Source organism: Streptomyces sp. NPDC021100, from assembly GCF_044333095.1.
In the GTDB taxonomy this organism is placed as follows: domain Bacteria; phylum Actinomycetota; class Actinomycetes; order Streptomycetales; family Streptomycetaceae; genus Streptomyces.
In genome coordinates, this window is record NZ_JBIRQH010000009.1 from 19968 (window position 1) to 41868 (window position 21901).

A 21901-nucleotide genomic window follows, 5' to 3' on the forward strand; every position below is an offset into this window, starting at 1 on the left:
GGCGGGCGGAACGGGCCGTCAGGCCCGGTCGGTGCCCGCGCGGCGGCGCAGGAACCAGGTGCCGCCCACCGCGGCGGCGCCCAGCACGGACGCACCCGCGATGATCTCCGCCGTGCCCGAGCCCTCGCTCGTGCCGCCGGCGCCGGTCTGCATGCCGCCCTTGGGCGGGTTGGCCGCCTTGCCGGGCTTGGCGGGGGCGGAGGACGGCGAGCCGGTGGTGACGACCAGGTCGCCGGTGGCTTCCTTGCCGTTCTTGCACTTCACGCCGATGCCGTAGGTGCCGGCCTTGGCCGCCTCCGGCACGTTGAACTGGCCGACCACCAGCTCCTTGTGGGTGCCCGGCTTGAGCTCGAACGCCGAGGGCCCGCCGACGGCGCTCGCGTCACCGGAGCCCATGCCGTGTTTGCCGCAGGCGAGCGTGCTCACCGTGACCGTCGCGCCCGGCGACGCGGTGCCCGGCTCGATCTCCAGCTTGTCGAAGTCCCCGGCGAAGGCGGGGGCGCAGGGCAGCCCGGCGACAGCTATGGTCAGGACGGCTCCGGCCAGCACTCGTGCAGTACGCATGCTCGTTCCTCCGTGCGCGGACGCGGCACACCGATGTGCCGCAGCAGGTGGGAGGTTCCGCGCACTTCCGAGCCAAACGGTCCGTGGCCGGTGCCGCACGCCGCGCGACGACGAACGGGTGATCTCCGTCGGCCGGTACCGGGTGCGGACGAACGGGTGACGGGCGCCCGCCGTACGGGGCACCCCACCGGCGCGGCACCCGCGCCGGGCCGGTGACGACCGGTACCGGCTCCGCCGCCGCTACGGCGCCATGTCGTCGGGGCAGCCCGTCCCGCGCGGGAACTTGTAGGGCGCGCCGATGCGGTACGTACCGGGGTGCGGCGCGTGCAGCACCGTCCAGTCGTCCTCGGGGTCGTCCTCGCCCGGCGGCTGCTCGACCTTCTTGGTGAGGCAGCCGCGCTCGTTCACCGCCGGCCCGCCGTCGGGGCCGGACTTCGGCGGCTCGACGGGCTTTCCGGACTCGTCCACCAGGCCCAGCCAGGGCGTGTAGGGGATGCGGATGAGGACGGGCCCGGGGGACCGGACGGTGAGGGAGAGCTCGTCGGCGTCCGCGCGGAGCACCTCCGCCGGGGGCGCGGCGAGCGGTGTCGGGTTCTTGACGGCGAAGAGGCGCCAGTTGGCGTCGGACCAGACCTCGTCGAGGTAGGGCTGGCCCTTGCCGACGAGCTCGGCCTCCTTGACGGCGGCGTGGTCGGGCTCGCCGATCGGCAGGACCACGTAGTGCACGGCCCAGCGGTCGAGCCAGGTGCGGTAGCTCTGCGGGTTGAGCAGGCCCTCCTTGTAGAAGACAGGGTTCCGCTTCATGTCGGCCTGCCGGTTCCAGCCGCGCGCCAGGTTGACGTACGGGGCGAGGGCGGACGCCTCGCGGTGGCTGCGGGCGGGGACGACCTCGACCCGGCCGCGGTCGGCGTCGACCTTCTGCAGCCGGTCCACGAGGGGCGCCATCTCCCGCGCCCAGGAGGCGGCGGGGGTGGTGTTGATGATGTCGGCGGTGGAGTTCACCACCTGCCAGACGGTCACCGTGACCAGCGCGAGGACGGAAGCGGTCCACATCCGGCCCGCGCGCAGCCACTGCGCCCGCGGGGGTACCTCGGCCTCCTGCAGGGCGGCGAGCAGCACCACGCCGCCGAAGATCATGCCGAGCCGGGCGATGTTGGTGCCGATCTGGGAGGGGATCAGCCACACCAGTATCACGCCGACGACGTACAGCCCGGACGTCATCCGGACCGTCCGCCAGGAGCGCGGGGCGAAGGCGAGCGCGAAGGCGCCCGAGAGCAGCGGCAGGACCGTCGAGGGGACGTCCATCGGCTGCTGCCCCGAGAACGGGAAGAGCCACGCCGACAGGCCCACCACCACGACCGGCGCCAGACCCAGCGAGTAGGAGGCGGCCCGGCGCCTGCTCAGCCACAGCGCCGCGGCCACTATGCCCACGAAGAGGCCGGCCACCGGGCTCGACGCCGTCGCCAGGCCCGCCATCAGGGCGGCGAGCAGCGCCCGCGTCCAGCGGTACCGGCGCTCCACGCGCCAGCGCGTCGGCCAGGCGAATATCACCGCCACCGCCGCCAGGCCGAACATGGACCCCAGCGCGAAGGTCACCCGCCCGGAGATCGCGTTGCAGACCAGCGCGAAGGCGCCGTACAGCGACGGCCACAGCGGCCGCCGGACGGCCTTGCTGCGCACCAGCAGCAGCGCGATCAGCCCGGACGCGACGGTCCCGGCGATCATCATCGTGGGACGCACACCGAGCTGCGCCATCAGGTACGGCGAGATCACGCTGTACGAGACGGGGTGCATGCCGCCGTACCAGGCGAGGTTGTACGCGGAGGTGGGGTGCTGGAGCGCGAACTCGGCCCAGGCGTCCTGCGCCGCGAGGTCGCCGCCGCTGTTGGCGAAGACGAACCGCCACACCACGTGCAGCACCGCGGCCACGAACAGGGTGACCGGCACGGTGCCGGTGAGCGCCGCGCGGGCCCGCGGCCACGCGCCGGGGCGTGCCGGAGCGGCGTCCGCCCCTGCCGGTGCGGCGCCTGCCTGCTCTTCGGATTTCCCGGCCCGCGCCGGGCCCACGGTGGTCACTGCGGCTCTCCCCGTCTCCCCGAGGTCTTCCCCCATCTTCCCGCATGCCTCGACCACCCCGGTGCCTCCGGGTACGCGATCGGGTCCGGCACACGACGGGCCCGCGACCTGCGCGGACCCCGCGCGACGCTAGCACGGGCGGGACCGGGGCCCCCGGATCGCGAAATGGCCCCGGGGCGTTACGAGTGCCGGGCACCCGCTGCGAACGGCGTCGGCGGGCCGGCGGGACGGTCCGGGCCGCGTACGGAAGCCGACCGCGGAACGGCCACCGGGCTGTAGGCCCGCGTACGGGCCGGTGGCCGGACGGTACCGCCGGACCCGACCGGACCGGCGCGGCGACGGGGGATCGGGGACCGGCCTGGCAACAGGCGGGGCGGGACCGGGTCGGACAGCCGGACCGGAACCGGAACAGGCGGATCCGGAACGGATCCGGAACGGGCCCGGGACAGGCGGTTCGGGCCGCTCGGCCGAGGCGGGCGGGCTCGTCTCGGCCGAGGCGGCTCCCGGCCCCCGGCCGAGACGAACCCCGGCGTCAGCCGAGGCGAGTGAGCTTCGAGCCGAAGGACGGCTCGCTGAGCGCCTTCTTCAGCGCCACCGGGACCCGGACCGCGTCGGGCCCGCTGCCGACGACGAGCTCGCCGACGACCGTGCCGGCCTTGGCCGAGTGCGGCAGCGCCGCGCCCTTCTTCTTGTCCAGGGCGAACTTCGCCCGCAGGCCGCCCCAGCCGTAGCCCTTGACGTCCTTGGTGGCGACGACCTCGGTCTTCCCGCCGAGCCGGTCGTCGACGTAGCCCACGACCTGGCCCTTCTTGACCACGACGGCCTGCTGGAGGGCGTTCTGCACGGCGGTGAGCTGCTCGTAGCTGACGCGCTTGACCATCTTGAGGCTCATCTCGGCGTTGACGTCCGGACCGCCCTTGAAGTGCTGGTCCATGGTGGCGCCGACGATCAGCACCTCCTCGCCGTTCAGCCGCTTGCGGGCCGCCCACATCAGGGTGCCGCCGGCGGGCGAGGACGAGCCGGTCTTGATGCCCAGCACACCGGTGTGCTTGATCAGCAGGTCGTCGATGTTGCTGTTGATGCCCTCGTTGAGGCCCTTGATCGGGGTGTTGGGCTTGGTGGTGATGGACCGGACGACCGGGTCCTTGATGACCTGCTCGGCGAGCAGCACCTGGTCGACGGCCGTGCTCACGGTGGTCTTGTTGAGACCGCTGGCGTCGGTGTACGTGGTGTTCTTCATGCCGAGCTGCTTGGCGGTGTCGTTCATCTTCTTGAGGAACGCCTCCTCCGAGCCGGCGTCCCACCGCGCGAGCTGGCGGGCGATGTTGTTGCCGGACGGGATCAGCAGCATCTGGAGCATGTCGTACTCCGAGAAGGTCTGCCCGGCCCGCAGGCCGCGGATGGCCGACTCGTCCTTGGCCTTGCCCTCCTTCTCCGCCCGCTCGTCGATGGTGACGGTCGGCCCCTGCTCGGGAACGTCCTGGCCGCCCGGGCCCTTGCGCATCTTCAGCGGGTGGTCGCGCAGCACGACGTACGCCGTCATGACCTTGGCCATGCTCGCCGTCGGCACCGGCTTCTGCGGCCCGTACGTGCCGAGGTCGCCGACGCCGAGCACCTTGGCGGCGGACTGGCCCTCGGTGGGCCACTTCATGTCGAACTTCTCGCCGCCGAAGGTGTAGGCGGCCTGCTTGCCGAGTGCCAGGGACGGGTCGGGCAGCGGACGGAACGCCTGCACCACGCAGAACACGACCAACAGGAGCACCACTATGGGCGTCCAGATCTTCACCCGGCGCATCGCGGTCCGCACCGGCGTCTCCGGCGGCGGCGGGCTGTTGGTGAGCTGGGCCAGCAGGTCGAGCGGCGCCTGCTTCTCGCCGTCCGGCCCGACGGGCATCGGCGTCTGCGTGGTGCGCTCGGGGCCGCCGGGGCCCGCGGGACCGGGGACCGGGCGGGCGGCGGGGGCGGGCGGGGTGACCTTGACGGGGACGGCGGGGCGCTCCGGCGCCGCGGGCCGCGCGGGGGCGGCAGGTGCGCCGGCGGACGCCGAGGGGGCGCCGGGCGCGGCCTTCTTGCCGAGCGCGGGCGCCTCGTCGTCCGACTTCAGCGGGACGAACCGGCTGCTCCGGCCCTGGTCGGTACCCGGACGGGCACCGCCCGCGGGGGCCTCCGGCGGGACGGCCGGGGCCTTGAGCAGGGCGGTCGGCTGGTCGGCGGAGGAGGAGCCGGAGGGCTTCCCGGCATCCCGTCCGGCGCCGTTCGCGCCGCCCTTCGGGGCACTCTTCGGCTCGTTCTCCGGGCCGCTCTTCGGGTCCGTCCTCGTCCCGGCCTCCGGGCGGACGACGCCGAAGGCGGCGGTCGGCCGGTCCACGGGACGGGCGTCCGAACCGTCGCGGCCACCGCCGTTCTTCGGCGCGGCGGCGTCGCCGGCCGGTGCCGGGGCCTTGATGAGCTGCGTCGGCTGGTCGGCGGGGGAGGTGTCGGCGGACGGGGACGCGCCGGAAGCGGACGGGGACGCGCCGGAGCGGGACCCCTTCTCGGTTCCAGGCTCGCCCTCGGCCTTGTCCTCGGATCCGCCCTCGGCCCCCTCGTCGTCCGCGTTCGCCATCCAGGCGGCGACGGCGGCCTTCAGCCGGGCGTCGCCGGGCGGCACCCGGCCCGCTCCCGCGGCGGCGGGCTTTGCATCCGCATCGGTTTCCGCGCCGCCCTCGGGCGCCGCGGCGGAAGCGTCGGCGGAGGCACCGGCCTTCGCGGCCTTCGCATCCTTCGTGTCCGACCGGGACGCCGAAGAGGCCGAAGACGCCGAAGACGCCGAAGAGGAGGACGCCGAGGAGGACGCGGCGTCCCCGCCGGCGTCCTTCACGTCTCTCTCGCCGTCCTTGCCGCCCCTGGCGCCCTCGTCGGCGTTCTCGTCGCCGTCCTGGTCGTCCTGGTCCGCGTGGGAACCGGTGCCGCCGGCCACGGCCACGGCCGCTCCGGACTCCCGGTGCATCCCGAGCCTCGGGTCGCGCTCACCGCCGGCCGCCTCCCCCGACGGCTTCCCCTGCTCAGACTTGTCGGGGGACTCGCCCGCCACCGATGCCTCCTCGATTCCCACGCCGTACGCCGGGACGAAGCGCCGCGCGCTCCGCCGTTCCGGACATTCTCAACGTCTACCAGTGTGCTCTGCCGTCGGCGTGCCACCGCGCGACCACCCGGCAGGCGGCTTCCCCGGCTTCACCCATGTGCAAGACGAGACGACATACCTACCGGTTCCCACCCGAAGCCACCACGCACTCTCGACAGACCAATGTGAGAGGGGTCACCCTGTCACTCATCCACGCGGGGAGGCATGGATGGGCAGGAGCCGCAGAACAATTCCGGAGGAGCTTCTGCTGCTCGCCTTGGACCCGGCCACGGGGACCACGGCGCAGCCGCAGTCGCTCGACCTCGGTCTCGCCGGAGCCCAGCTAGTGGAGCTGGCTCTGGCCGGACGGATAGCCCCTGACGGGGATCGTATCGCCGTGGTGATGCCACGGCCGACAGGAGATCCGACCCTGGACACCGCGCTCGAACTGCTGCGCCGCCGCGGCAGTCCGGTCCGCGCGGTCCACTGGATCGGCGGGCCCCGGCTGGGGCTGCGTCAGACGTACCTCAGCCATCTGGAGCGGTGCGGCATGGTGCACGCCGTCGCCGGCCAGATGTGCGGAGTGCTGCCGACCACCCGGTACCAGGCGACGGACACGGCCATCAGCAGGGAGATCAGGGCCCGGCTGGACAGCGCGATCCGCACCGGCGTGCCGCCGGACCCGCGGACCGCGGCGCTCGCCGCGCTGGCCCACGCGGTCGGCCTGGGCAAGCACCTCTATCCGGGCAACGAGGGCCGCTCGTCGCGCTCCAGGCTCCGGGACCTCATCCGGCACGACCCCATGGGCGGCCTGGTGGCGCACGCCGTGATGGACGTCCAGAACGGCGTCGCGGCACAGCCGCGCCGGGCCGCGGCCGTGGCCGGCGGCGGGAACGGCGGTTCGGGCCGCCGGACGGCGGCCGTCCGCAGCGGCGTGGCACCTGCTGAAACCGTTCCTCAGCAAGCGGGGCACCGCGGCCAGGTGATGGCGCGCGCGGCGGCCTCGTGACGCGCCACGGCAGGCCGCGGGGAGCACCGGACGGGCGACGCGGCGTACCGCGGTGACACCCGGCACGGTGAACGCGGGGCGGCGGTGTCCGCCGGGTACCACCACCGCCGGCCGGTGACCGCCGGGTACGACAACCGACGGCCGCCGACGACCACCGCCGGCCGCCCACGGCCACCGCGGCCCCGGCCGCCGGGCCGTATCCGGCACCGCGTCACCTGAATCCGCGCGCCGGTACGGAACACCCGTACCGGCGCCGCCGCGGCCGGTCGTCGGCGGCCGCCCGGCCGGTCGCACCCGTACCGGCGGGCGTCCGCCGTGGCGACGTCGCACCGCCGCGCCGCCGCGTACGCGGTGCCACCGCGGCCACCGGACGCCGCGGCACAGGCGGCGGCGCGGCACAGGCGGCGGCGCGGCACTGGCGGCGGCGCGGCGGGGCGGAGCGGTCAACTCCGGTCAAGGACGCGGCGATCCCGGTGAGGTGACGGCCGCGACGGAGCGCTGACCGCGCCACCGGGTACGCCGCACCCGCACGTCAGGCACGTCAGGCACGAGCGTTACGCACCACACCCCCTCGGCCGCGGAACCGGAAGGGTCCGCGCCCGCCGCGGGGGCCGCGGGGCGGCAACCCCCCGGACCCCACAGGGAACGCCGAAACGGAATCGCGGCCTACGGCGTGACCGACCGCCCCGGCGCACCCCGGGGCACAGTGGGCGCACCGCCGGGCGCTTCCGGCGGGGATGTCGCCGTCGTGACCACGGTCACCGTGAGCGAGATCCTGTGTCGGCGTTTTCCAGCGCCGCCCCGGCCGGTGGTGGCAGGCTGCGGGAGCAGGAGACAGCAGCATGACGGAGCCGGAGGTGCGTCCCGTGGCGTCCAGTGTCAATCCCACCGTAAGGCGGCGCCGCTTGGGGCAGGAGCTGCGCAAGCTCCGTGAGCTCAAGGGGATGACGGCGGAGGAGGTCGCCGAACGGCTGCTGGTGTCGCAGTCGAAGATCAGCCGGCTGGAGAACGGCCGCCGCAGCATCAGCCAGCGCGACGTACGCGACCTCTGCGGGGTGTACGGGGTCGAGGACCACCGCATCGTCGATTCGCTGATGCAGATGGCCAAGGAGTCGCGCCAGCAAGGCTGGTGGCACGCGTTCGGCGACATCCCCTACAGCGTCTACATCGGGCTGGAGACGGACGCGGCCTCGCTGCGCATCTACGAGGCGTCGCTCGTCCCCGGGCTGCTCCAGACGCCCGGATACGCCAGTGCCGTCACCGAGGGCTCCTGGCCGGAGGCCACCGCGGCGGAGGTCGAGCGCCGGGTGCAGGTCCGGATGCGGCGGCAGGAGCGCATCAGCGACCCGGACAACCCGCTGCGCCTGTGGGCCGTCATCGACGAGGCGGCGCTGCGCCGGGTGGTCGGCAGCCGGGCCGTGATGTGCGAACAGCTGGAGCACCTGGTGGAGTTCAGCCTCCAGCCGCACATCACCGTGCAGGTGCTGCCGTACGACGTGGGCGCGCACCCCGGCATGTACGGGAAGTTCTGCATCCTGGAGTTCCACGACCCGCAGGACGCGAGCACGGTGTACCTGGAGGGGATCACCAGCGACCTCTACCTGGAGAAGCCGAACGACGTCCAGGCGTACAGCGTGATGTACGAGCATTTGCGGATGCAGGCACTGAACGCCGAGCACTCACGGCAGTTCATGCTCCACGTCGCGGAGGAGTACCGGGCCGCCGACGGCGCCCGCGCGTAGCCCCTGCCACAACCCCCGTCACGCGAGAGGCGGAACGGTACACCTGCCGCCACCTCCGCGGAAGGGGTGCCTGGAATATGCCATCCGGTCGGGTGAACAGCCGGCTCAGCACCTGATGTTGGCGCGTACCGTCGGTTCCACCTCGGGAAACCGGCGTTTCTGACCACAGGCAGTACTCACAGGCAACGGAGCAACACCATGGCCATTCAGCAGGGCAAGTCCACCTGGCGCAAGTCCTCCTACTCGCTGGCGCACGGCGACTGCGTGGAGGTCGCCTCCCCGCTCCCCCGCGCCATCGCCGTCCGCGACTCCAAGGACCCGCAGAGCCCGGTGCTCGGCTTCACCCCCGAGGCGTGGAGCGCGTTCACCGCGACCGTCACGGACGGCGAGTGACGTAGCGACGCGTGGCGTAGTAACGACGCGCGGTCGCGCACCGGTCCGGCCGCCGCGCGCCGGCTCGGCGACGCACCGGCCCGGTGCCGGGCGGCACCCGGGGGCCACACCCCTCCGAGGCCCTCGGGTGACACGCCGTCGATCGCGCCGCGGGCCCGGTCAGTGCGCGGCGGCCGGGCGGACCGTCTGCATGATCTTGTCGATCTGCTCCTCGGACAGCGCGTCCGGGACACCCTGGTCCGCGTAGATCACCCAGCCGTGGAAGGTGCCGTCCGGCAGCTTCTGCGCGATGCTCTTCACGATCGCGGTGGGCGGCACACAGGCGCTCGGCCGGTGGGTGACCTTGACCTTCGCGGTGGCGGTGTAGCCCTCGATGCCGTTGTGCTTCCACGGCGTCGCCTGGCCGACCTCGATCTTCGGCTTGTTGGCGCCGGTGCCGCCGTAGGCCATCACGCCCCAGTTCCCCGCCCAGTTACGGGCGTTGGTCTGGAGGTCGCCGTCCTTGCCGCCGCCGGTGGTGCCGACGGTGGCGAGCTGGCCCTTGCCGGCCTCGCCGAAGGTGTCGGGGTTGGGGTTCGACGAGCAGCCGCCCTCATGGAAGTTGGCGGTGCCGGTCATGGCGACGACCGGCTTGCCGTCGGCGGTGTACGAGAGCATCGTGTCGCCGGGCAGGACCTTCCACTTCTCGCCCTTGCCGGGGACGTCGTAGGCGAAGCCGTGCCGCTCGTAGACCTGCGTCTGCCAGCCCGCGGGGGCCTTGCGGCCGCCGTCCGCCGGCTTGTCCGCGCCTTGGCCGCCGCCCGTCGCGGGCGCCGAGGCCGACGCCTGCGGGCCGGCCGGGTCCTTGGGCGCGGTGGACGCCCCCTTGGCGTCCTCCTTCTTGTCGTCGTCCCCCGACCCGCCCTTGAGCGCGAACGCGATGCCGCCGCCGATGACCGCCAGGGCGACGACACCGCCGACGATGGCGAGCACCTTCTTGTTCCCGCGCCCGGGCGGCGGCGTGGGCGCGGGCATGGGCGCCATGCCCGGCCCGGCGCCGTACGGGCCGGGGGTCCCGCCCCCGTACGGCCCGGGACCACCGCCGGGCACCGGGCCGGGCGGCGGCGGTACGGAGCCGTGGCCCGGCGGCGGGGGCGGCGGTGGGACGGCCGGCTGACCGCCGACCATCGTCGGCTGGGCATGGCCCGTCCCCTCCGGGCCCCAGGTGGGCGGCGGGCCTCCGAAGCCGCCGCCCTGCGGGGCTTGCGGGGGGTGCGGCTGCTGGGGCTGGTGGGGGTTCTGGGGTGAAGACATGCGGGACACCTTATGCGGGGGAGTGTTGCCGTCCGATCGAGCGTGTGCGACAGGTCGGCAACACACGGGGGGTGCCCCTGCGGGGGGCTGTGCCCCGGTCCCGCCCTTTCACCGTTTCTTGCGGGGCCGGCCCCGCCCCCCAAACCGCGCTCCGCGCGGTTGTCCTCAAACGCCGGACGGGCTGAAAGATCAGCCCGTCCGGCGTTTGAGGACAAGGGGGTCTGGGGGCTCGCCCCCAGGAAACGGTGAAAGGGCGGGCCCGGGGCACCCTCAGCCCTCCGCCCCCAACACCGGCAGCAACCGCGGCAGATGCCCGTCCGAAGCCTCCGCGGCCAGCCGCCGCTCCTCCGGCACCTCCCCGTAAAGCGTCGTACGCGCCCGCGCCGGCCGCCCCGCCGCGTCCGCGATGGCGACGAGGTCGCGCACCGAGCGGTAGGAGCCGTACGAGGAGCCCGCCATCCGGGAGATGGTCTCCTCCATCAGCGTGCCACCCAGGTCGTTGGCGCCCGACCGCAACATCTCGGCGGCACCCTCGGCGCCCAGTTTCACCCAGCTCGTCTGAATGTTGGTGATGTGCGGATGGAGCAGCACGCGAGCCATCGCCGTCACCGCCCGGTTGTCCCGCATCGTCGGCCCGGGACGGGCGATGCCGGCGAGGTAGACGGGGGCGTTGGTGTGGATGAAGGGGAGGGTCACGAACTCCGTGAAGCCGCCCGTCTCCTTCTGGATCTCCACCAGTTTCCGGAAGTGGCCGAGCCAGTGCCGGGGCTGGTCCACGTGCCCGTACATCATCGTGGACGAGCTGCGGATGCCGAGCGAGTGCGCGGTGGTGACGACCTCCACCCAGTCCTTCGTCGGCAGCTTGCCCTTGGTGAGCACCCAGCGGACCTCGTCGTCGAGGATCTCGGCGGCCGTGCCGGGGATGCTGTCGAGGCCGGCCTCCTTGGCGGCGGCGAGCCAGTCGCGGATCGAAAGGCCGGTCCGGGACGCGCCGTTGACGACCTCCATGGGTGAGAAGGCGTGCACGTGCATCCCCGGCACCCGCTTCTTCACCGCCCGCGCGATGTCGAAGTAGGCGGTGCCGGGCAGGTCGGGGTGGATGCCGCCCTGCATGCAGACCTCGACGGCGCCGACCTCCCACGCCTGCTGGGCCCGGTCCGCGACCTGGTCCAGCGACAGCGTGTAGGCGTCGGCGTCGGTGCGGCGCTGCGCGAAGGCACAGAAGCGGCAGCCGGTGTAGCAGACGTTGGTGAAGTTGATGTTGCGGGTGACGATGTACGTGACGTCGTCGCCGACCGTCGCCCGCCGCAGGTCGTCGGCGATGCCGCAGAGGGCGTCCAGGGCCGGGCCGTCGGCGTGCAGGAGCGCGAGCGCCTCGGCGTCCGTCAGCCGCGTCGGGTCGTCCGCGGCCTGCCGCAGCGCCGCGCGGACGTCACCGTCCAGCCGCTCGGGGACCATGCCGGGGACCGCCGCCTCGCGGAGCGCCTCCCAGTCGCCGTACACCTCGTCGAAGTCGGCCCGCCGGTCGCCGGTGCGGCCGTCGCTGTCGATGGTGCGGTGGAGGTCGGTGCGGCCGGTGGGGACGAAGACCTCCTCCGGCTCCTGCCAGGGGCGGCCCTCCACGACGGCGTCCTCGCGCGCCAGCCCGGTCTCCGGGTCGGCCAGCGCGCGGACGTGCGGGAGGATGCGCGGGTCCAGCCAGGGTTCTCCCCGCTGGATGAACTCCGGGTAGACGGCGAGACGTTCCTTCAGCTCGAAGCCCTCGGCGGCGGACCGCGCGGCGAGCTCGTCGATCTGCGGCCAGGGCCGCTCGGGGTTGACGTGGTCGGGGGTGAGCGGCGAGACGCCGCCCCAGTCGTCGACGCCCGCCCGGATGAGCCGGCCGAACTCCTCGTCCACCAGGTTCGGCGGCGCCTGGAGGCAGGCGGAGGGACCCATGATGTGCCGGGCGACGGCGACCGTCGCGACCAGGTCGTCCAGCTCGGCGTCGGGCATGCCGCGCATCGCCGTGTCCGGCTTGGCGCGGAAGTTCTGCAGGATGAGCTCCTGGATGCCGTGGTACGCCCGGGAGACGCGGCGCAGCGCGAACAGCGACTCGGCGCGCTCCTCCGCCGTCTCCCCGATCCCCAGCAACAGCCCGCTGGTCAGCGGCACGGAGCTGCGGCCCGCGTCCTCCAGGTGCCGCAGCCGGACGGCGGGCTCCTTGTCGGGCGAGCCGTGGTGCGGGCCGCCGGGCTCGCTCCACAGCCGCTCCGCGGTGGTCTCCAGCATCAGGCCCATGGACGGCGAGACGGGCTTGAGCCGCTGGAAGTCGGTCCAGGACATGACGCCCGGGTTGAGGTGGGGCAGCAGCCCGGTCTCCTCCAGGATGCGGATGGAGATCGCCCGGACGTAGGCGAGGGTGTCGTCGTAGCCGTGCGCGTCGAGCCACTCGCGCGCCTCGGGCCAGCGGTCCTCGGGCTTGTCGCCGAGGGTGATCAGGGCTTCCTTGCAGCCCATCGCGGCACCGCGGCGGGCGACGGCCAGCACCTCGTCCGGGGACATGAACATCCCCTCGCCCGCCCGGCGGAGCTTGCCGGGGACGGTGGCGAAGGTGCAGTAGTGGCAGCGGTCGCGGCAGAGGCGGGTGAGGGGGATGAAGACGCTCTTGGAGTAGGTGATGACCCCGGGCCGGCCGGCGGCCTCCAGCCCGGCGTCCCGGACGCGGGCGGCCGAGGCGCAGAGGTCCTCCAGGTCGTCCCCGCGCGCCTGGAGCAGCACGGTCGCCTCGGCGACGTCCAGCGCGACGCCGTCCCGGGCCCGTTTGAGCGCGCGTCGCATCGCGTTCGCGGTCGGCGGTGGCGGGACGGGCCGTTGTGCGCTCGAAGTCATTCCCCGAGCATACGAGGGCAAAGGGGGGAGGCCAGGGGGCATTCCGCCAGGGTTTTTGTGCGGATGCTCACGGTCCGCGAGATGGGGGTTTGCCCCGGTCCCGCCCTTTCACCGTTTCTTGCGGGGGCGAACCCCCGCACCCCCCAAGCGCCCTTCGGGCGCTGTCCTCAAACGCCGGACGGGCTATCCAGCCCGTCCGGCGTTTGAGGACGAGCGGCGAAGCCGCGAAAGCGGGGTCTGGGGCGCAGCCCCAGGAAGCGGCGAATGGGGGTGCCCCCTCTGGGGGAGGGGCCGGGCACCCCACCCCTCACAGGAACTCCGCATGCGCGTCCAGCGCCCGCAGCACCTCCCCCTCCCCCGCCGCCGGCAGCCCCACCACGACCTCCTCGATGCCCAGCTCGGCGAGGTGCGCGAGCTTGCCCGCCGACGGGTGGACGGCGTACGGCACCACGGCCGGTTCCCCCGGCCGGCCCGCGTCCGCCCACGCCTGCCGCAGCCGGGGCAGTGCCTCGCGCAGCCCGCCGCCGCCGATGGGCAGCCAGCCGTCCGCGTACTCCGCGACGGCCGCGAACAGCCCGGGACCGGCGGCCCCGCCGATCAGCGTCCGGGGCCCGACGAGCGGTGGCGCGCCGACCCGCTGCCGCGGCGGCAGCACCGGCTTGGGGTACGCCCAGCTGGCCCGCACGGACGCGAACTCGCCCTCGTACGGGGTCGGTTCCTCTTCCCACAGCGCCCGCATCAGCGCCATCCGGTCCCGGACCAGCCGGCGCCGGGTCGCCCACTCGACGCCGTGGTCGGCGGCCTCCTCGACGTTCCAGCCGTACCCGACGCCGAGGGTGAACCGGCCGCCGCTGAGGTGGTCCAGGGTGGCGGCCTGCTTGGCGAGGACGACGGGGTCGTGCTGGGCGACGAGGGCGACGCCCGTCCCCACGGTGATCCGGTGGGTGACGGCGGCGGCCTGGGCCAGCGCGACGAACGGGTCGTAGGCCCGCCCGTACTCGCGGGGCAGCGGGTCGCCCGCGGGCGAGGGCGTCGTCCGTTCGACCGGGATGTGGGTGTGCTGGGGCAGGTAGAGACCCGAGAAGCCGCGCTGTTCGAGCTCTCGGGCGAGCCGGACCGGGGTGATCGTCTCGTCCGTGAGGAAGACCGTGGTCGCGATCCGCATGCGGGAGAACCTCCGTCTGTCGCCTGTACCCACGGTAATCCCTGGGCGGCCGCGCGTGACCCATGTCGAACGGGCGACACACGACCGTCATCCGCCGTCCGTCGCACCGCCCGTTCCGCGGAGCGCGCGGGTGGCGTAGAACAGGGCGGCACAGGACGAGACGGCACGAGCGCTGGAGGTCCGGGTGGAGCGGCGGGTGGGACGACGGGGTGTCCTGAAACTGACGGCTGTCGCGGGAGCGGCGGGTGCCCTTAGGCTCGATGGCGTGACGTTCGCTCACGCCGCCGGCGCACCGGCGCCCGGCGGCAGCGGCACGACGGAGACGCGCAAGGTGACCGGCAGGCTGCCGGCCGGCGCGCCCGACTTCTTCTACCTCCCCGTGGAAGTGCCGCGCGGCGTCCGGGAGATCGCGGTCTCGTACACGTACGACCGGCCGCCCGTCCCGCCCGGCGTACCGGGCAACGCCTGCGACATCGGGATCTTCGACGAGCGCGGTACCGGCCCCGACGGCTTCCGGGGCTGGTCGGGCGGCGCCCGTACGGAGTTCGCGATCAGCGCCGAACGGGCCACCCCCGGCTATCTGCCCGGTCCCGTCCGGCCCGGCACCTGGCACGTCGTCCTCGGTCCGTACACGGTGGCGCCGGCGGGGATGGCGTACGAGGTGAGTGTGACCCTCCGGTACGGCCCGCCGGGCACCACGCCGAAGCCGGTGTACCCGCCGCGGCGGGCGAAGGGCCGCGGCCGGGCCTGGTACCGCGGCGACGGGCACCTGCACAGCGTCCACTCGGACGGCCTCCGCACCCCGGCCGGGATAGCGGCGGCGGCGCGCGCCGCCGGGCTCGACTGGATCGTCACCACCGAGCACAACACCACCTCGGGCCACGCCGCCTGGCAGGGCCTGTGGGGCGACGACCTGCTGATCCTCACCGGAGAGGAGGTCACCACCCGCAACGGCCACGTCCTGGCCCTGGGCACCGACCCCGGTACGTTCGTCGACTGGCGCTACCGCGCCCGGGACGACGCCTTCGGCCGGCACGCCCGGGCGGTCCGGCGCGCCGGCGGCCTGGTCGTCCCGGCGCACCCGTACGGCACGTGCGTCGGCTGCTCCTGGAAGTTCGGCTACGAGCACGCGGACGCCGTGGAGGTGTGGAACGGCCCGTTCACTCCGGACGACGAGATGGCCGTCGCCACCTGGGACGCCCTGCTCGCCGGCGCGGCCCGGGAGGGCGGCCGGTGGCTGCCCGCCATGGGGAACAGCGACGCCCACCGCGAGCCGCAGACCGTCGGCCTCCCCCAGACGGTCGTGCTCGCCGACGAGCTGTCCCACGACGCCGTCCTGGCGGGCATCCGGGCGGGGCGGAGCTGGATCGCCGAGTCCTCGGCGATCGGCCTGTCCTTCGCCGTCACGACGGGCGGGGGCGCCCACGCGGGCATCGGCGGCCGGCTCCCGGCCGGGCCCGCCACCGAGGTGACGGTCCGCCTGGCGGTCACCGGAGCGCCGGCGGGCTGCACGGCGGCGTTCGTGACGGACCAGGGCACGGTGCTGTCCGTACCGCTCCCGGCGGACGGCCGGGTGGAGTGGCGGACGACGCCGGCGCGCGCCGCGTACGTCCGGGCGGAGGTCCGCCGCCCGGCCGCGGGGCGGGAGCTGCCGGGGGCGATGGCGGCGATGACGAATCCGGTGTTCCTGGGCCGAGTTGAACGCTGAGGACGGACAGGGGCGGAGGGGGACGGAGAGGGCGGAGAGGGCCGGAGAGAGAAGGAGTGGGGCGAGTCGGCCAGAGCGGAACGAACCGTACGGGGGCGGCCGATCGGCCGGTAGGGAGCGAACCGCCCCTGCGGCGCACAGCCGTTCGCGAGGGGCGGATGCGCCGGACGAGACGCAGGGGACAACCGGTGGCATCGGCTCCGAACCACCGGCCCACCGGCGGTGATTACCGTCCGCGTCCAGCGTGCCTGGCCGGTACCGGCGCCACATCCGACTCAGGAGTCAAGCGGAATCCCTCCCGCATCCCTCGGCCGGGCGAGAGCGGCGTGTTAGCGTGCACGCCACGTCAAGCACGCGGCGTCGTTCACCCGTTTTCCGGAAGAGGCGGCTCCGTGCCGTGCTCAACGAAGGGGGATCGGTGAACGGCGACCCGTTCGCGGACTTGCACCAGGCCCGGGAGCACATCCTGGGCATCCAACGGCTGATGTCGGACCTGCGGGAACAGGTACCGCGGGAGGTCACCGGCAGCGACCCCCAAGGCGCCGTCAGCGTACGGCTCGCCGTCGACGGGCTGCCCGAGCGCATCGCCCTCGTCACGGACTGGCAGCGGCGGCAGGCGCCCGACGGCCTGGACGCCGCCGTCACCGCGGCCTACGAATCCGCGCTGCGGGAGCGGCTGGAGGGCTGGTCGCGGTCGCTGGAGGGGACGGACTGGGAGCACCGGGCCGAACGGCTCGACGCCGCCTCGCCGTTCACCGCCGGCACCGCCGGGCGCGGACCCGGGCGCGAAGCGGAACCCGCCGGAGCGCCGCCCGAGGTGCCGGAGCCCGACCTCCGGTACGTCCTCCCGCGCCGCCTCGACGAGGTGGCCGAGGAGATGCTGTCCCTGTTCGACCTGGACGCGATCGCCGGGCCCGCCGCGACCGAACCCGAGACGTTCACCGGCGAGTCGGCCGGCGGGCAGGTGGCCGTCACCGTGGCCCAGGGGGCGCTGGTCTCCTGCTCCGTGAACCCCGCGTGGGCGGCCGGCCGGTCCGCCGTGCGGCTGAACCAGGCCCTCGCCGAGGCCCTGTCCGACGCCCGCGACCGCCTCGCCGCCGGCGCCTCCCGGGGGCCGTCCGCGCCCCAGCTGGACGGCCTGTTCAAGGAGGCCATGGCCATCCTCGCCGATCCGGCGCGGTTCGCCGACTGAGCGGGCCGGGCCGGCTCCGGCCGCGCGCGTTCACACGCAGATCCGTCCCAGCCGGCCGCAGGGAATCGGCCGCACACCACCGGAGGAAGCAGCCCATGGGCGACCCCGATCTGAAGGTCATCACCGACGGCATCCGCACCGACGCGGGGATGTGGGACAAGCAGAGCACCGCGCTCGGCGGCATCCACAACACCGTGGAGGGCCTGCGCATGACCCGCCTGGAGGCCGGTCTGTTCCAGGTCCTCGTGTCCGCCTACATGGACGCGGTGGACCAGATCTCCTCCCGGACCTCCGAGGGCCGGGACCGCATGAAGGAGGTCGCGGACGCGCTGGCGGCCAACGCCCGCGCGTACGACGACCACGAGGTGGACACGACGAAGAGCGTCAACAAGGCGTACTGAACCGCGGCACCGCAGGCGCCGCAGGAACGACGGGAACGGCAGGCACCGCACCGCGGGCACCGCGGGAACGGCACAACAGGGGGAAACGTGGCATTCAACGCCGCGCAGTACACGGCGACCATCGACAAGCTGAACTCCGGGCTCACCAACCTGACGGCGAAGCTCAACCAGGTGGGCCCGAAGGCGGAGTCCACCGCCAACAAGTGGTACGTGCCCGAGATCATCGGCAAGGCGCTGATCTGGTGCGCCAACAAGCTGATCGAGCTGGGCAAGTGGATCCTGAACAAGATCGGCGAGCTCCTCAAGGGGGCCGCCGTCCCCGTCACCGCCTTCAAGGACGCCTACACCTGGCAGCACGACGTGCGCGGGCACGCCACCGACGTGGCCGGCAACGTCGCCGCCGACGCGCTCCGGGCCCCCAAGCAGTGGAAGGGCGACGGCGCGACCGCCTACACCTCGGCCGTGAAGCTCCAGCCCACCGCGGCGACGCAGATCGCGACCAGCTCCGACAAGATCGCCACGGCGCTCACCCTCTGCGCCGTCGCGGGCCTCGCCTTCTACGTGGCCCTCGGCGTCATCCTGGTGAAGTTCATCGCCGCCATCATCGCGGCCATCGCCGCGCTCGGCTCGGTGGTGTTCTCGGCGGCCGGCGCGGCCATCATCGTCGAAGAGGCCGGCGTCAACACCGCCCTCATCATCACCGCCGTCACCACGCTCGTCGCCGCGCTCGGCGCCCAGGCCCAGCAGATGACGGCCGTGGAGGGCGAGGCGAAGGACAACCGGGCGTTCCCGGGCGGACAGTGGCCGGTGGCGACGGCCTGAACGGCTAGGGTCCGAGCGGCCGCACTCCGCGGCGACCGCGCTGCGGACCGACCTGCTCCGGACCGGCCGCGGCGCACCGCAACGCTCCGGACCGGCCGCGGCGATCGCAGCGCTCGGGGCGGCCGCGGCCGGCCCGAGCGGTACCGCACGACACAGGAGGCACCCGCCCATGCACCTTCCCCGCCTGGCCCTGTGGTGCGGCGCGGCCGTCGCCTTCGTGCTGGCCGTCGTCGCCTACGCCGCCCACGCCTTCTGGGCCCTCGCCCTCTGCGCCGCGCTCGGAACCGTTCTCGCCGGCACGGCGGAGGCGTACGCGGACCGCCGCAGGCGGCGCGACTGGTACACCCGCACCTTCGCCTCCTTCGACGAACTCCGCGCCGCCGTCGACGCCCCCGCCCTCCGCCGGATCCGCGACGAGCGGGGCGTGGCGGCGGCGGTCCGGGCGGTCCGGGGCACGTACCCGTCGCTGCCGCTGGCGGAGGCGGCGCGGCTGGTCAAGACGCTGTGAGGGCGTGAGGGCCGCCCCCTCCGGCAAAAGGCCCGCCCCCTCAGGCCCTCCGGCCCGAGATCCGCAGGAAGCGGCGTACCCACAGCACGGCCAGGGCCACCGGCAGGGCGACGACGGGCACCGACCAGGGCAGCGCGCCGAACGCCGCCAGGGCGCAGCAGGCCGGGAGGGCGAGGAGGAGAAGGGGAAGCAGCGGGATCAGGGCGAGGACGTGTGCGCGGAAGTCCCTCTTACGGAAGTCCTTCTTAAGGAGGCGCACTTGCCGGCGGTCCCCGGCACGGCGGCTCATCCGCGTACCCCCCGCCGCGCGGCGTCGAGGTAGGCGGAGAGGTCGCGCCAGCCGTCCGCCGGGGCGTCCGGGTCGCCGGACAGGGCGGCCGGGTCCTCGTCCCAGGCCCGCCGCACGCCCGCCGAGACCTCGCGGTCGCCGCCGGTGAACAGCGTGCTCAGTTCGTCCATGCGGGCGGCCAGCCGCCGTACCCGGGGGTCGGCGGGCGGCACGCCGTCCACGCGCAGCCGCTCCGCGCGGCGGTAGAGCTCGGGCCACTCGACCTCCAGCAGGTAGTGCGCGGCGGGGCCGAGTCCGGCGGCGCGGGTGCGCAGGACGTCGACGCCGTCGGCGTCCAGGTGCCGCCGGAGCACCCCTTCGCCGTGGTCGGCGGCGCCGCCGGTCGCGCGCAGGGCGTCGAGCAGCGGGCCGATCGGGGACGAGGGCCGGCCGGGCCCGTCCGCGTCTCCGTCTCCGGGTGCGTCCAGCGCGTCCCGCAGTCCGACGAGCCGCTGCCGCAGGGCGCCGAGCCGCGCGAGCGACGCCTCCACCTCGGCCAGGTGGTCGCGGACGACGCGGGCGGGGTCGACGCCGGAGTCGAGGCAGAGGCCGATGGTCTCCAGGCTCAGCCCGAGGCCGCGCAGCGCGAGCACCTGGTAGAGGCGGACGACGTCGGCCTCCGTGTACTCCCGGTGGCCGCCGGCGGTGCGCCGGGACGGGCTGAGCAGCCCCAAGCCGTCCCAGTGGTGGAGGGTGCGCACGGTCAGCCCGCTGGCCTCGGCCAGGGGGCCCACGCGCCAGGTCATGAAAGGGGAAGCGGAAGGAGAAGGGGAAGCGGTCACGGCACCACCCTGCCTCCTCACGCGACGTGAGGTTCAAGCCGGGCCGCCGAACGGCAGAGACCGACGTGCCGCGGCCCCCGCGGATCCGCCGATCGGCAGATGGCGGGCCGCCCCCACGACCGGAAGAGTGGTGATCACCGAACCGGGCAGCCGAAAAGGGGAGTTCAGCATGCGAGGCACCAGGGAGTACGAGAACGGCGGGGGACGCGGGCGCGGCGGTACGGCCGTCCGCCGGCGGACGGTGGCCGCGGCGCTCGCGGTGGCCGCCACGTGCGCCGCCGTCTCCGGGCTCGGCCCCGCCGCCTCGGCGTCGGACTCCGCGGCACCGGCCCGGCAGGCGCAGCCCACGCGGCCGGCCAAGGCCGCCCCGGCCCGGGTGACCGGTGAGGCCCGTCTCGACTTCGCCTACGTCCCCCGGGACGTCATCCGCTTCAAGGTCGACGCGAGGTCCGTACCGTTCAGCCGCCCGCGGGCCGACCCCGACCTGAAGCACGGCCTGCCGACCGACGCCCGGGGCACGGTCTCCTGGTCGCACTGGCAGGCCGCCGACCACACGACCCGACGGGCCGAGGCCGCCGTGGACTGCCTGGTCACGGGCGGGGACACGGCGACGTTCACCGCCATCGTCACCAAGTCCGACATCCCGGGGGAGGCCGGCAAGCGGTACGGGTTCAGCGCCCGGACCGGCGGTCCGGGCAAGGGCCGGTTCGGGTTCCACTGGGCGGTGAGCAACGTGGACGAGGTCGGCGGCGTCCCCACCGCGGCGCGCGTCGGCACCTGCATGGCCCCCGCGCCGTTCGTCCCGCTGAAGTCGGGCGGCTTCACCGTCCGCCACGCGGAGCTCGCGCCGATACCCGCCGCGAAGGAGCGCGGCTGAGGCCCGGCCGGACCCACCGGGTCCGGAGTCCGGGGCCCGGGGCTCGGAGGGGGCGCCCCGGACCCCGTGCCCCGGACCCGGCGCACGACTCCCGCCCTCCCCGCCGCCCGGTCCCGTCCGCGACGTCACCCGCCCCCGACGTCACCCGTCCGGCCCACACCGTTCGCCGCCCGCCGCCGCGCGCGCCTACGTTCGTGAGGGCGGGCCGGGTACCGGCCGGCCGGACGTCCGAGGACCGACGAACCGAGGAGAGCGCCATGGCCGGTCTCATGCGGAAGAGTTTCGACGCCCCGGAGGAGGTCCGGCCGTTCGAGGACGGCAAGGGGCGGCTGGAGCTGGTGAGCCTGAGCACCGGACCGGTGGGCCGGGCGACGTTCGAGCCGGGGTGGCGCTGGTCCGCGCACGTCGGGCCGATCGCCGGCACCGACAGCTGCCAGGCCGCGCACACCTCGTACGTCGTCTCGGGCCGGATCAAGGTCGTGATGGACGACGGGCAGGAGGAGGAGTTCGGCCCCGGTGACGTGATGTCGTGCCCGCCGGGCCACGACGCGTGGGTGGTGGGCGACGAGGCGTGCGTGATCGTCGACTGGCAGGGGTTCACGGACTACGCGAAGCGGTGAGGCGAGGCGGCCACACCGGACGGTAAGGCGGGGCGGCCACACAGGACGGTGACGCCGGACAGTGACACAGACGGTGACGCCGGACGGTAACGCGGGGCGACGACGAACCACCCCCATCCCCTCCCCCACTCACCCCACCCACCCCACCAACCCCCTGCGACTCTCGTCACCCTCCGGGCCCGGCCCCCTGGAGCATTCGACAGCGACATCCGGCCGTACGCCACGTCCCACGGAACCCCCCGGAACCGCCGTCCGCCCCCGGAGGGACCCCCGCCCGGTCCCCGGACACCCGCGCCACGGCACCACCGGGGCCGGCCCGCCGGGCACCCGACGCCCTTCCCCGCACGGGCAGTTGAGGGAACCGGTCCGCCCACATCCCCCTGTTCACGTCGCTGCGGGCCCGCGCCCCACCCCCCGTACCCCCGCCCGCCGGAGCGGCGGCCCGGC

At 74.3% G+C, this 21901-nt stretch carries 18 protein-coding genes; 10 read left to right on the forward strand and 8 right to left on the reverse strand.

Annotation, left to right across the window (positions count from 1 at the left end; translation table 11 throughout):
- Positions 1-18: 18 nt before the first annotated feature.
- The 3 genes from ACH4PU_RS18120 to ACH4PU_RS18130 all read right to left on the reverse strand — a co-directional run bounded on the left by ACH4PU_RS18120 (position 19) and on the right by ACH4PU_RS18130 (position 5713).
- Entirely contained in the window at positions 19-564 is a 546-nt protein-coding gene (locus ACH4PU_RS18120; RefSeq protein ID WP_398272662.1) for a hypothetical protein, read from the reverse strand.
- Between the two features lie 240 nt (positions 565-804).
- Positions 805-2640, reverse strand: a complete 1836-nt coding sequence (locus tag ACH4PU_RS18125; RefSeq protein WP_398272664.1) for an MFS transporter — start codon at positions 2638-2640, stop codon at positions 805-807.
- 532 nt (positions 2641-3172) lie between these two features.
- Positions 3173-5713 (reverse strand): D-alanyl-D-alanine carboxypeptidase family protein, encoded by a 2541-nt coding sequence (locus ACH4PU_RS18130; protein WP_398272666.1) that lies wholly within the window; start codon positions 5711-5713, stop codon positions 3173-3175.
- 259 nt (positions 5714-5972) lie between these two features.
- Between ACH4PU_RS18130 and ACH4PU_RS18135 the strand changes: the two genes are divergently transcribed.
- From ACH4PU_RS18135 to ACH4PU_RS18145, 3 genes are all read left to right on the forward strand, one after another.
- Entirely contained in the window at positions 5973-6752 is a 780-nt protein-coding gene (locus ACH4PU_RS18135) for a GPP34 family phosphoprotein (RefSeq protein WP_398272668.1), read from the forward strand.
- Positions 6753-7618: 866 nt separating this feature from the next.
- Positions 7619-8494: a helix-turn-helix domain-containing protein gene (locus ACH4PU_RS18140; protein WP_398272670.1), complete on the forward strand. Its 876-nt coding sequence runs from the start codon at positions 7619-7621 to the stop codon at positions 8492-8494.
- Positions 8495-8692: 198 nt separating this feature from the next.
- The gene (locus ACH4PU_RS18145) at positions 8693-8887 is read left to right on the forward strand and encodes a DUF397 domain-containing protein (RefSeq protein ID WP_398272672.1); all 195 of its coding nucleotides are present in this window, start codon (positions 8693-8695) and stop codon (positions 8885-8887) included.
- A gap of 159 nt (positions 8888-9046) precedes the next feature.
- Here the strand turns inward: ACH4PU_RS18145 and ACH4PU_RS18150 are convergent, their stop codons facing one another.
- From ACH4PU_RS18150 to ACH4PU_RS18160, 3 genes are all read right to left on the reverse strand, one after another.
- On the reverse strand, positions 9047-10180 hold the full coding sequence (locus tag ACH4PU_RS18150; RefSeq protein ID WP_398272674.1) for a hypothetical protein: 1134 nt from the start codon (positions 10178-10180) through the stop codon (positions 9047-9049).
- A gap of 270 nt (positions 10181-10450) precedes the next feature.
- A complete protein-coding gene (locus ACH4PU_RS18155) occupies positions 10451-13051 on the reverse strand; it encodes a bifunctional FO biosynthesis protein CofGH (protein ID WP_398272676.1) in 2601 nt (866 codons plus the stop codon).
- A gap of 307 nt (positions 13052-13358) precedes the next feature.
- A complete protein-coding gene (locus ACH4PU_RS18160) occupies positions 13359-14216 on the reverse strand; it encodes a TIGR03619 family F420-dependent LLM class oxidoreductase (protein ID WP_398272677.1) in 858 nt (285 codons plus the stop codon).
- Between the two features lie 196 nt (positions 14217-14412).
- Here ACH4PU_RS18160 and ACH4PU_RS18165 point away from each other — a divergent pair, with 196 nt between their 5' ends.
- The 5 genes from ACH4PU_RS18165 (at position 14413) to ACH4PU_RS18185 (ending at position 18847) form a co-directional block, all read left to right on the forward strand.
- The gene (locus tag ACH4PU_RS18165) at positions 14413-15924 is read left to right on the forward strand and encodes a CehA/McbA family metallohydrolase (RefSeq protein ID WP_398272679.1); all 1512 of its coding nucleotides are present in this window, start codon (positions 14413-14415) and stop codon (positions 15922-15924) included.
- Between the two features lie 418 nt (positions 15925-16342).
- Positions 16343-17116 carry a hypothetical protein gene (locus ACH4PU_RS18170; RefSeq protein ID WP_398272681.1) on the forward strand — a complete coding sequence of 258 codons (774 nt, stop codon included), beginning with the start codon at positions 16343-16345 and terminating at the stop codon, positions 17114-17116.
- Between the two features lie 95 nt (positions 17117-17211).
- On the forward strand, positions 17212-17517 hold the full coding sequence (locus tag ACH4PU_RS18175) for a hypothetical protein (RefSeq protein WP_398272683.1): 306 nt from the start codon (positions 17212-17214) through the stop codon (positions 17515-17517).
- Positions 17518-17604: 87 nt separating this feature from the next.
- Positions 17605-18339: a hypothetical protein gene (locus tag ACH4PU_RS18180; RefSeq protein ID WP_398272685.1), complete on the forward strand. Its 735-nt coding sequence runs from the start codon at positions 17605-17607 to the stop codon at positions 18337-18339.
- A 169-nt stretch (positions 18340-18508) separates the two neighbouring features.
- Positions 18509-18847: a hypothetical protein gene (locus ACH4PU_RS18185; RefSeq protein WP_004952073.1), complete on the forward strand. Its 339-nt coding sequence runs from the start codon at positions 18509-18511 to the stop codon at positions 18845-18847.
- A 40-nt stretch (positions 18848-18887) separates the two neighbouring features.
- Here the strand turns inward: ACH4PU_RS18185 and ACH4PU_RS18190 are convergent, their stop codons facing one another.
- Together ACH4PU_RS18190 and ACH4PU_RS18195 are read right to left on the reverse strand one after the other, a co-directional pair.
- The gene (locus ACH4PU_RS18190) at positions 18888-19106 is read right to left on the reverse strand and encodes a hypothetical protein (RefSeq protein WP_398272687.1); all 219 of its coding nucleotides are present in this window, start codon (positions 19104-19106) and stop codon (positions 18888-18890) included.
- 26 nt (positions 19107-19132) lie between these two features.
- Positions 19133-19921, reverse strand: a complete 789-nt coding sequence (locus ACH4PU_RS18195; RefSeq protein ID WP_398272689.1) for a MerR family transcriptional regulator — start codon at positions 19919-19921, stop codon at positions 19133-19135.
- Positions 19922-20126: 205 nt separating this feature from the next.
- On the opposite strand from ACH4PU_RS18195, the gene ACH4PU_RS18200 reads away from it, so the two are divergent.
- Together ACH4PU_RS18200 and ACH4PU_RS18205 are read left to right on the forward strand one after the other, a co-directional pair.
- Positions 20127-20834 (forward strand): hypothetical protein, encoded by a 708-nt coding sequence (locus ACH4PU_RS18200; protein ID WP_398272691.1) that lies wholly within the window; start codon positions 20127-20129, stop codon positions 20832-20834.
- 257 nt (positions 20835-21091) lie between these two features.
- The gene (locus ACH4PU_RS18205) at positions 21092-21454 is read left to right on the forward strand and encodes a cupin domain-containing protein (protein WP_398272693.1); all 363 of its coding nucleotides are present in this window, start codon (positions 21092-21094) and stop codon (positions 21452-21454) included.
- Positions 21455-21901 lie beyond the last annotated feature (447 nt).